14 protein-coding genes are annotated in these 9,432 nt (G+C 43.3%); 8 read left to right on the forward strand and 6 right to left on the reverse strand.

All coding sequences use genetic code 11. From position 1 onward, the window contains the following. Positions 1 to 10: 10 nt before the first annotated feature. Entirely contained in the window at positions 11 to 1,639 is a 1,629-nt protein-coding gene (locus ABWP14_RS09920) for a GMC family oxidoreductase (protein ID WP_353202814.1), read from the reverse strand. 119 nt (positions 1,640 to 1,758) lie between these two features. On the opposite strand from ABWP14_RS09920, the gene ABWP14_RS09925 reads away from it, so the two are divergent. From ABWP14_RS09925 to yjgA, 3 genes are read left to right on the forward strand one after another with little or no spacing between them, the layout of a single operon-like run. Beyond that, positions 1,759 to 2,049, forward strand: a complete 291-nt coding sequence (locus tag ABWP14_RS09925; protein WP_353202843.1) for a type II toxin-antitoxin system RelE/ParE family toxin — start codon at positions 1,759 to 1,761, stop codon at positions 2,047 to 2,049. Between the two features lie 15 nt (positions 2,050 to 2,064). Then, the gene (locus ABWP14_RS09930) at positions 2,065 to 2,376 is read left to right on the forward strand and encodes a helix-turn-helix domain-containing protein (protein WP_353202815.1); all 312 of its coding nucleotides are present in this window, start codon (positions 2,065 to 2,067) and stop codon (positions 2,374 to 2,376) included. 39 nt (positions 2,377 to 2,415) lie between these two features. Next, positions 2,416 to 2,943 carry a ribosome biogenesis factor YjgA gene (gene yjgA / locus ABWP14_RS09935; protein ID WP_353202816.1) on the forward strand — a complete coding sequence of 176 codons (528 nt, stop codon included), beginning with the start codon at positions 2,416 to 2,418 and terminating at the stop codon, positions 2,941 to 2,943. Here yjgA and ABWP14_RS09940 read toward each other — a convergent pair. The 4 genes from ABWP14_RS09940 to pcaD are packed head-to-tail and all read right to left on the reverse strand — an operon-like array spanning position 2,940 to position 5,699. Beyond that, positions 2,940 to 4,001, reverse strand: a complete 1,062-nt coding sequence (locus ABWP14_RS09940; RefSeq protein WP_353202817.1) for an acyltransferase family protein — start codon at positions 3,999 to 4,001, stop codon at positions 2,940 to 2,942. The genes yjgA and ABWP14_RS09940 overlap by 4 nt on opposite strands. A gap of 20 nt (positions 4,002 to 4,021) precedes the next feature. After that, complete coding sequence (locus ABWP14_RS09945; protein WP_353202818.1) at positions 4,022 to 4,207, reverse strand: hypothetical protein; 186 nt, start codon at positions 4,205 to 4,207, stop codon at positions 4,022 to 4,024. Positions 4,208 to 4,244: 37 nt separating this feature from the next. Further along, positions 4,245 to 4,823, reverse strand: a complete 579-nt coding sequence (locus ABWP14_RS09950; protein WP_353202819.1) for an HdeD family acid-resistance protein — start codon at positions 4,821 to 4,823, stop codon at positions 4,245 to 4,247. Between the two features lie 60 nt (positions 4,824 to 4,883). Continuing rightward, positions 4,884 to 5,699 (reverse strand): 3-oxoadipate enol-lactonase, encoded by an 816-nt coding sequence (gene pcaD, locus ABWP14_RS09955; RefSeq protein WP_353202820.1) that lies wholly within the window; start codon positions 5,697 to 5,699, stop codon positions 4,884 to 4,886. Between the two features lie 101 nt (positions 5,700 to 5,800). On the opposite strand from pcaD, the gene ABWP14_RS09960 reads away from it, so the two are divergent. The 5 genes from ABWP14_RS09960 to ABWP14_RS09980 are packed head-to-tail and all read left to right on the forward strand — an operon-like array spanning position 5,801 to position 8,565. Beyond that, on the forward strand, positions 5,801 to 6,808 hold the full coding sequence (locus tag ABWP14_RS09960; protein ID WP_353202821.1) for a Bug family tripartite tricarboxylate transporter substrate binding protein: 1,008 nt from the start codon (positions 5,801 to 5,803) through the stop codon (positions 6,806 to 6,808). Then, a complete protein-coding gene (locus ABWP14_RS09965; protein WP_353202822.1) occupies positions 6,795 to 7,697 on the forward strand; it encodes an amidohydrolase family protein in 903 nt (300 codons plus the stop codon). The genes ABWP14_RS09960 and ABWP14_RS09965 overlap by 14 nt, the downstream gene beginning before the upstream one ends. Before the next feature lie 31 nt (positions 7,698 to 7,728). Beyond that, positions 7,729 to 7,953 (forward strand): hypothetical protein, encoded by a 225-nt coding sequence (locus ABWP14_RS09970; RefSeq protein ID WP_353202823.1) that lies wholly within the window; start codon positions 7,729 to 7,731, stop codon positions 7,951 to 7,953. A gap of 5 nt (positions 7,954 to 7,958) precedes the next feature. Then, positions 7,959 to 8,330: a hypothetical protein gene (locus ABWP14_RS09975; RefSeq protein ID WP_353202824.1), complete on the forward strand. Its 372-nt coding sequence runs from the start codon at positions 7,959 to 7,961 to the stop codon at positions 8,328 to 8,330. 22 nt (positions 8,331 to 8,352) lie between these two features. Beyond that, a complete protein-coding gene (locus tag ABWP14_RS09980; RefSeq protein ID WP_353202825.1) occupies positions 8,353 to 8,565 on the forward strand; it encodes a hypothetical protein in 213 nt (70 codons plus the stop codon). Between the two features lie 138 nt (positions 8,566 to 8,703). Here ABWP14_RS09980 and ABWP14_RS09985 read toward each other — a convergent pair. Next, on the reverse strand, positions 8,704 to 9,432 hold a 729-nt coding region (locus ABWP14_RS09985), incomplete at its 5' end, for a serine hydrolase domain-containing protein (RefSeq protein ID WP_353202826.1).

A 9,432-nucleotide genomic window follows, 5' to 3' on the forward strand; every position in this document is an offset into this window, starting at 1 on the left:
TCTTTAGAGGCTAGTGAACAAGAGTCAGCAATTCTGCAGCCCGCTGAGCGATCATCATTGTGGGGGCTGCTGTATTACCGGAGGTAATCGTAGGCATTGCAGAAGCGTCCACTACGCGTAGATGATGAATGCCCCTAACGCGTAATTCAGAATCTAAAACAGCCATCGGGTCATCCGCGCGCCCCATTTTGCAGGTACCCACTGGATGAAAAATGGTCGTGCCAATATCCCCCGCTGCTTTTACTAACTCTTCATCCGTTTGATATTGCACCCCAGGCTTGTACTCTTCTGGAGCATAAGGTTTAAGAGCAGCAGTTTGCACAATTTTGCGAGTCAACCTTAATGATTCAGCAGCAACTTTTCGGTCTTCAGCGGTAGATAGGTAGTTTGGATTGATGACAGGTGGCGCCTCTGGATCTAGGGAGTTGATATGGACACTTCCCCGCGATGTCGGTCTGATATTGCAGACACTCGCTGTGAATGCATTGAAAGCATGTAAATCATCACCAAACTTTTCTAGTGATAAAGGCTGTACGTGATATTCCACATTGGCGCGTGCTTGCTCAGGCGAGCTATAAGCAAAGGCTCCCAGCTGAGATGGCGCCATGGACATCGGCCCCGAACGCTTTAGTAAATACTCTAAGACAATCTTGATCTTGCCCCATAAGGTATTAGCCTTAGTATTTAAAGTTGAGATACCGCCAACCTTATAGACCATCCGTAATTGCAAATGATCTTGAAGATTCTCGCCAACTCCAGATAGATCTTGTATGACTGGGATGCCCAACGAATTCAAATGGGCAGCCGCACCGATACCCGATCGCTCTAAAATTTGTACACTGCCGATGGCTCCAGCACAGAGCAGGACCTCACCACCCTGCTCTATGGCGCAAAGTGCCTCTGCATTCAATCCATCTTTGAGATACTCCACACCAACACAATGTTTAGCGCTCGCATCAATCTTCAGTTTGGTGACCATAGCCTCAGTGATCACTGTAAGGTTAGGACGTTTAATAGCTTCATCTAAAAATGCTTTTGAGGTATTGAGCCTCCAGCCGGCACGTTGACTAACGTCAAAGTAACCAACACCAAAATTATCGCCCCGATTAAAGTCATCCGACGCAGGGATACCTGTCTCTACCGCTGCTTCCCTAAATTTATCCATAATGGGCCAGCGTAAGCGCTGCTTAGACACAGTCCATTCGCCACCTTTGCTATGCCACTCATTAGCATCACTGTGATAATCCTCAAACTGCTGATAACGCTTCAATGCATTTTCCCAAGACCAAGCATCATCACCCGTTGCTTGGACCCATGATTCATAGTCACCAACTTGACCGCGCATATAAATCATGCCGTTGATGGAGGAACAGCCGCCCAAAACTTTGCCGCGTGGATATATCAAGGAGCGGCCATTCAAACCGCTCTCCTTGACCGTCTTAAAACACCAATCAGTCCTGGGATTGTCAATGCAATACAAGTACCCGACAGGAATATGGATCCACATATAGTTGTCGCTCTTGCCTGCCTCAATTAATAAGACCTGTTTAGCAGGATTTTCAGATAAACGCTTAGCGAGCATGCAGCCAGCGCTACCTGCTCCAATAATGATGTAGTCGTATGTGTTAGCCAAGGCCATTTTCTAACTAGCAATGAATGATGGCCTCCATTATTTACCAATACAAAAATTCGGGTATTTCTTGTTACTTTTGATGATTTGTTATAAGATCACTATTGATCTAATATTAGATCATAAGAATTCAATACAAACGACCATTTGCACAATTTGTTAAAAAATCCAGAAAACCTCTCCAACTTGCGATTGAAGACGTAGTGATAGCGCTCTGTAAGAATCCTGAAATGGGTGAACAAAAGATTGGTGACCTACATGATGTTTATGTTTATAAATTTCGCTTTAATAGACAGAAGTATTTAATTGCCTATCAGTATGGTGTTGATGATAAGAGTCTAAAAATGTTATGGATTGATTTCTACAAAGTCGCTAGCCATGAAAATTTTTATACCGAACTAAAAAAATTTATCCATTAAGAACTGGAAAACTCGATGAGCCAATCAATTACAGCTGAAGATTTATTTGCACAAGTAAAGCAGATGACAGCCAAAGAACGTATTAAATTTTTCTCACTGATTGCCATTAGCGCCTTTAAAGATTCCGACTATAGCCATGATCAAGTATTTGGAAGATTAAAAAATGAGGCCTTTTCAGCAGAAGAGGCTGCTGAGTACCTTGAAGTTTCCTTGCCTACCTTGCGCCGCTATGTGCAATCGGGAAAACTGAAGCCTTCTACCGTTATTGGGCGCAGTCAGCTTTTTTCAAGCACAGACTTAAGGCTCTTTAAACAAAAAATGAACTAGGGAAGCTTAGGAAGCCTAATACCCGTCTAAAATAAGACCATGCACATCAATGAAAAAAATAGGACTCCCAAGCTGGCCGAGCCTGATGACGGGCCCAGCAAATCAGAGTTAAAGCGCCAAATGACAGAACGCCAGAAATTGGCCGAAGTATTGGCTGCGCTCAGTAGTGATGCACTGAAGACGATTCCGCTAGATGAGGCCATTAAGACCGCAATCGCGGAGACCAATAAAATCAAAAGTTTTGAAGCGATTCGCCGCCACAAGCAATATCTTGGTAAATTGATGCGCTTCTTAGATGATGAAGAGCTTGATGCTATTCAAAAACGATTGGATGCCATTCAGGGGGTCAGTAAGGCTGAAACGGCTAAGCTCCATTTTTTAGAAAGCTATCGTGATCGTTTGGTGTCAAATGATGAAGCATTTACCAAAATGATCGAACAGTATCCCGATATGGATATTCAGAATATGCGTACTCTGATTCGCAATGCCCGCAGAGAAAAAGAACAGAACAAACCTCCCAAAGCCTACCGAGAAATTTTCCGCGTTTTAAAAGAGATGGGGCTTTAAACCTGGAGCCTGAGCGATGGTAGCTCGACCCAGCGATATAAATAATTAGCAGTAACTGTACTGAAAAGCACCACACAGAACATCAGCGAGAGCGCCAATAGCCCACTCTCATGAGTATGCATACCTGTTGCGATATACAAGGTGTTGGCTAGCAAAATAAATGCAAAGTGAATCAGAAATGCGCTGTAGGAGCGCAAACTTCCCCAAGCAATTGCCTTCAGTAAAAATGATTTGCCATTTGCAATCGAGGGATAGGGATAATTCCCCCATAGCAATAAAGCAATCGCAACAAACCAAGCTAAAAAGTTTCGTAACCAAATCTGCTGGAAGGAGGAAGCTGCAATGATGAAACCGATCATAATTAAGGCTACTTTGGCTAATCGATTGACATTCTGATTTTCAAAGCTTTTGGCTAAGTTGGCCAAGACACCTAGACTGTAGGATCCAATAAAATAAATAAAGTAGGCCTCATAAGCCCCAGAGCGATTAAAAAATAATAATGAACTCACTGCCAAAATGCTAATCACCCAAATGACTGCCTGGTAAGCAGGAAAAGAAATCAACAAAATAGCCAATACGGAATAAAGCTGCCAATCAATGGCGATATACCAAGCGCCTGCAGAAATGGAATCCAATCCCAAGATGCCTTGGATAAAAAAGAGATGGGCTAAAAATTGACCTAAAGTCTCTGTTTCACCGACGAATTCATCATTCACCCAATGCCGTGCAATATAGGCACAGACTATGGTGAAAATTAGTGCTGCTGTATAGGGACTAAAGAGACGGAGATAGCGATTCAGAATCACCTTGAGTAGGCTTTGCGCACTAAATTTGATCGTGGCATAGCGACTAAGTGATTGAGCTGCCAAATAACCTGCCATGACCAAAAATATTTGCACTGCATAACGACCATACTCAAACAGCCAAGTCATTAGTTCAGGCAAGAGACTACGTGCATCTTCTGCAATTTGTCCGTAACTCGACAAATGATGAAGAATAATTAAAAGTGCCGCACTCAGCTTCAGAAAATCAATTAAGAAAAGTGGCTGCTGACGCATAGATATAGACGCAGCTAAACTTATTTAGACTTAGATTTAGGTTTGCCCATCAATGATGCCAATAAGGGATTGGCCTTTGCTAACTCTTTCTTACTCAAGACCTTATCTTCAGCACTGCCTGGTTTTGGCGCTTTGGCAGCGTTCTTCATGCGACTAGCAACAGCCAATCCTTGATTTTTATAAAGATCTGTTTTTTTCATTGTCATGGCTGTTGCTCTTCGAATCTATAGATAAGAATGCTCATTATTTCGTAAGTGAGCGTGCAGCTAGTCCCAAGAAAAGCATTGACCAGCCTTGTAATAGCAACTCGACTGCTATTAGTAATCCAGGCAACCACAAGCTGGAAGATGGGAAGCTATTCATAATCATTACGCCTAGCAAGATGGAAATTGCCGATGAAAGTACTAACCAAAACCATTCGCTAAAAAGACGATGTTGAAATGCAGATACCAGGCGCAGAAAACCTGTAACAAAAAAGATAGCTGCTAACCACAGAGTAATGACTTCGAGTGCTGGGATCGGAAATGCCCAGGTATACAAACCGGCTGCGATATACAAGATAGCTAGGATTGCTTGAATACCAACGCTTTTCCAGCCATGAGATTTCAAGGCGTGAACACCTTGCAATATGCCGCCCACAATTAAGAAGGCGCCCAATACGTTAATAGACACAAAAGAAAATAGGGTCTGGCCTGCAATACCAACCATGCCAAGCACGATAAATAAAATTCCCAGACCAATTAAGGCGCCTGGTACCTTTGCTGCAGCACCTAATACTGCGGTACGCATTTGCTTTACTTGCTCAATTGTTGGCTCAGCCATTCCATTCTCCTAATAAGGTACTTCTTTGGCACTTCATTTACTTCAAAAATACTTCTCTCACTATAGTGCGTCGTCTACTGAATCGATAAATTCACGAATGGTTTGATTGAAAACTGCTGGCTGTTCAATATTCGATAAATGCGCAGCTTCTTCGATGATGACGAACTTTGATCCTTCAATCATGCGATTGAGTACGATAGACTGCTCTACTGTACACGCTGGGTCCTGGCGGCCAGTCAAAATTAATGTAGGCGTCTTAATCTTGAGCAGCATGGTGGTTTGAGCCATGTCTCGCACTGCACTACCGCATCCAATGTATCCATCAACACCTGTTTCCAGGATCATCTGACGCACTTTCTCAATATCTTGTGGGGCACGCTTTACAAAAGGATCGGTAAACCAGCGTTTAATGGTTCCATCTACCAATCCAGCAAGACCCTCTTTACGCGCTGTTGCAAAACGATCTTCCCATAAGCTACGAGGTGGCATTTCACTGGCGGTATCACATAGAGATAAGGAATACACACGCTCCGGAAAGCGTGCGCCAATTTGCTGACCAATCATTCCGCCAATCGATAAACCAACAAAATGGACTTTCTTGATCTGCAATGCATCTAACAAGCCAACTGCATCATCTGCTAGCTGCGCAATGGAATACGTTCCTGGCGTTGTTTGAGTGCCTCCGTGACCTCGTTTGTCGTAACGTAATACACGATAACGGTCTGCCAAAGCTGGGACATTCCAGTCCCACATCGCATGGCTTGACATTAAACTGTTAGCCATTAAAACGACATGGCCATTTTCGGGCCCATCAAATCGATAGGCTACCTCGAGTCCATTGATCTGAACTGTGTTAGTTTTTGCATTTTGAGTCATTTATCTGCGCTTTCTTTATATCTTTGTAGATTGCTATTTATGTAATTCTGAGAGCATGGTAGATTATCTAATGAAACTATAAAAATACTGAAGGAGACCAGATGTATATCACCAAGCGCCCAAGGCAGTTTGCCCAAATCATCCTCAATATGACCTTCGGCTTGGGGTTCGCCCTGACTATGAATGTCAGCCATGCTCAAAACCCAGGACAAAATTATCCTGACCGAACCGTCAAAATGGTGGTTCCCCTCACTCCAGGCTCTGGCGCTGATATTGCTGGACGAGTGGTAGCTAAAAGCCTTAATGAAACTTGGAAGCAGTCCGTCATTATTGAAAACCGGCCTGGAGCAGGAGGTTTGATTGGTACAGGCGTCGTGGTCAACTCCGAACCTGATGGCTACACCCTACTAGTGCAATCAGCGTCTTATGCAGCTAACCCCGCTATTTATAAGAAGCTGCCTTACGATCCATTAAAAAGTTTGATTGATGTCGCTATTCTTGGGCAGACACCTTATGTGATGATCACTGCAGCAGATGGTCCATATAAAAGCATTCGTGACTTAGTGGCAGCCGCTAAAGCTAAACCCGGAGAGATCACCTTTGCCTCTGCTGGTGTTGGCAGCTCCACCCATCTGGCAGCGGAGTATTTCAATCAACTGATGGGTATTAAGTTGATTCATGTTCCTTATAAAGGTTCGCCTGAAGCAATTCAAGACACCATATCAGGACGCACAGCCTTTTATATGGCGCCTCTAGATACAGCGATTGGACAACTAAAAGGTGGCAAAGCTCGCGCCCTAGGTGTGAGCAGCAAAACTCGTAATGCCGCAGTGCCTGATATTCCTAGTATTGCTGAGCAAGGCTATCCCAATTTTGAAATTGGCTTGTGGTTTGGTGTATGGGCACCCGCTGGAACACCTCCCGCTATCGTGACTAAAATTAATCAGAGCGTCAATCAATCTATGCTTGATCCCGAAGTGAAAACTGCTTATGAAACTAAAGGGATTAAAGCAACGCCAATGAGCCCAGCTGAATTTAGTAAATTTGTTCGTGAAGAAATCACAAAGTATCAAAAGATTGCTAAAGAAGCAGCGATTGAGCCTCAGTAATCATCGCGCACCTCTATGTCAAGCACCTGATTCGGAAATTCGTTCACCTAAGATCCAATTTCCGAACGGGGCTGTCGATTGTCATGCGCACGTATGTGGTCCAGCAACTCGCTTTCCCTATGCAGATGAACGCATCTACACACCGCCTGATGCCACACTAGAAAATTACAATGATCTTCTAAATCAATTAGGGGTAAATCGAGCTGTACTAGTGCAGCCCAGTGTTTACGGTAGTGATAACCGTGCGATGTTCGCTGCGCTTACGAGCGATCCTCAAAAATTTCGTGGGGTCGCCGTTATTGCTGACAATACCAGCGATCTAGAACTTGAGAATCTACATCTTGCGGGAGTGCGTGGTCTGCGCTGCAATATTGTCGATGTTGCAGATAAAAGTGCAGGCCTACCCATTGAATATCTCACTACCTTGGCCAAACGTATCGCCCCTTTTGGTTGGCATCTCGAACTACTCATGCATGTCAATGAATATCCGAAATTGGCTCAGGTGTTTGATGATTTTCCTGTGGATCTAGTCTTTGGTCATTTTGGCTACTCTCATGCAAAACATGGAGTCAATGATTTAGGCTTTCAAGGCATGCTTGAGCTGATACGTCAGGAGAAAGCTTGGGTCAAGATGACTGGGCCCTATCGAATCTGTGATGGTGATTTGCCATATGCTGATATGCGACCCTTCAATGATGCCGTCATTGCATCCAATCCCCATCAATTAATCTGGGGCAGTGATTGGCCCCATGTGATGGTCAAGAAGCAAATGCCACACGATGCTGACCTATGCGACCTCTTTGGAGACTGGGTTCAGGACCCAGTCCTCAGAAATTCGATCTTGGTGGATAACCCCTGTATCCTTTACGACTTCCCCGTACTAAGTTAAGTACGCCCTTGTATTAAGGAATCGTATTTTTATGAGCTCTACTTTTACTATCATTTTTGGCATTATTGCTATCCTCCTTCCATTAGTAGTTGGGCGCCTTTTTTGGAAACGATTCGACCATTACTTTGGAAGAGGCGACACAGTCTATATGAATAGCTTGGAATACTTTCTCAAAAAAATTGGATCTACCATACTCATCGCATTCATCATCCTTTGGATTGGTATGAGTTTGGTGTTTAACGATAGCGCCTCTTGAGTGATATGAACGATCAACTCCTCAGTATTCTGCGCAAGGCAAAGTTGAACTTTGCTATCTTGGGAGCTATCTTATTCATTGCTGTAGTAGGTAAATTCATCGAGCTTGAGCTGACCAATCGAATTTTTGTAACAGCAGATCAATTGGTTTCTGAGTTGTATCTGATCTTTGTCGCCATCACTCTAGGCGCATTTATTCCTAATTTCAAATTAGTTGCCTTTGGATCCATTGGCGCCTTTATCGCTGCAGCAATATTGATTTATCTTGGCGTATTTACTTACTTGAGTACTGAATATCTCTTTTCAGTTCTCATCGTTGTCTTAGGATTTGCCTCAATAGCCAATCTGTATCGGCACTATCGAGAATTTAGGCTTTAATATTATCTTTTTAAAGGGCTTTATGAAGTTTTCCTCGCAGGCTAACCCTGAGATTTTAAATATCCTTCATCAAATCGCAGATGATGAAGGAAGGAAATTTCATTCTGTTTTAGATGAGGCTTTCCGCGACTACCTAAATAAAAAGGGAATCCCACTGAAAAATATCAAGGTGGAAACTGAATTTTCGCAAAGCTTACAAGAATTTAATGAGCTTTATAAAGAACTTGCCAAGTAGTACAGAACCTTGAAAAGCAAGATGCAATGGCATGCATATAGATGAAAATTAACTTCGAAGAAATAAAAAAGCCATTGTAGCTAGTGATAAAACCACATAACTAAAATGGCTTGCTGTTACTTATCGCAATTTTGTAATTTACTTCTCTAATGCTCCATAAATAACAGAGTTCAGTTGCTCGCGATGAATCTTACGAATATCACCAGGTGCAACACCCATCATCACGACGACCATTTGCTCTTTTGGATCAGCCCAGAAAACGGTGCCATAAGCTCCATTCCAGCTATAGTCGCCAACGTTGCCATTGATTGCAGATAAACCCCGCTCCATGCGAACTGCAACACCTAAACCAAATCCATAACCTACTCGACCAGGCTCAGTTAGCGCAACATTATTGCGGATATCTTTATTTAAATGGTTCGATGTCATAAATGCAACGGTCTGTGGCCCTAGAACTCTTTTACCATCAAGACTTCCACCATTTAACAACATCTGCCCAAAGCGAATGTAATCACCAGCAGTGGAGTATGCGCAAGAACCGCCGCAATCAAACTTCACCTTTTTAGTCAGGATATCGACCTTCTGAGGCTTGCCTGAGATGGGATCAATTGGTAAAGGCTGCGCTAAACGAGGACGATCTTTTTCTGCAAGATCAAAAGTGGTGTCAGGCATACCCACTTTATTCCAAATACGTTCTTGCATTACCGCACCTAGAGGACGACCTGCAATTTTTTCTTGAATGATCCCTAAGACATCAATACCAAATCCATAGTCCCAAGCGGTTCCTGGTTCATACAATAAAGGTGCGCTCGCCAACTTATCAATAAACTCTTGATCTGAGAGCTGAAAAGCAGCAACCGCTGAACC

The organism is Polynucleobacter sp. (assembly GCF_040400325.1).
Classification (GTDB): Bacteria; Pseudomonadota; Gammaproteobacteria; order Burkholderiales; family Burkholderiaceae; genus Polynucleobacter.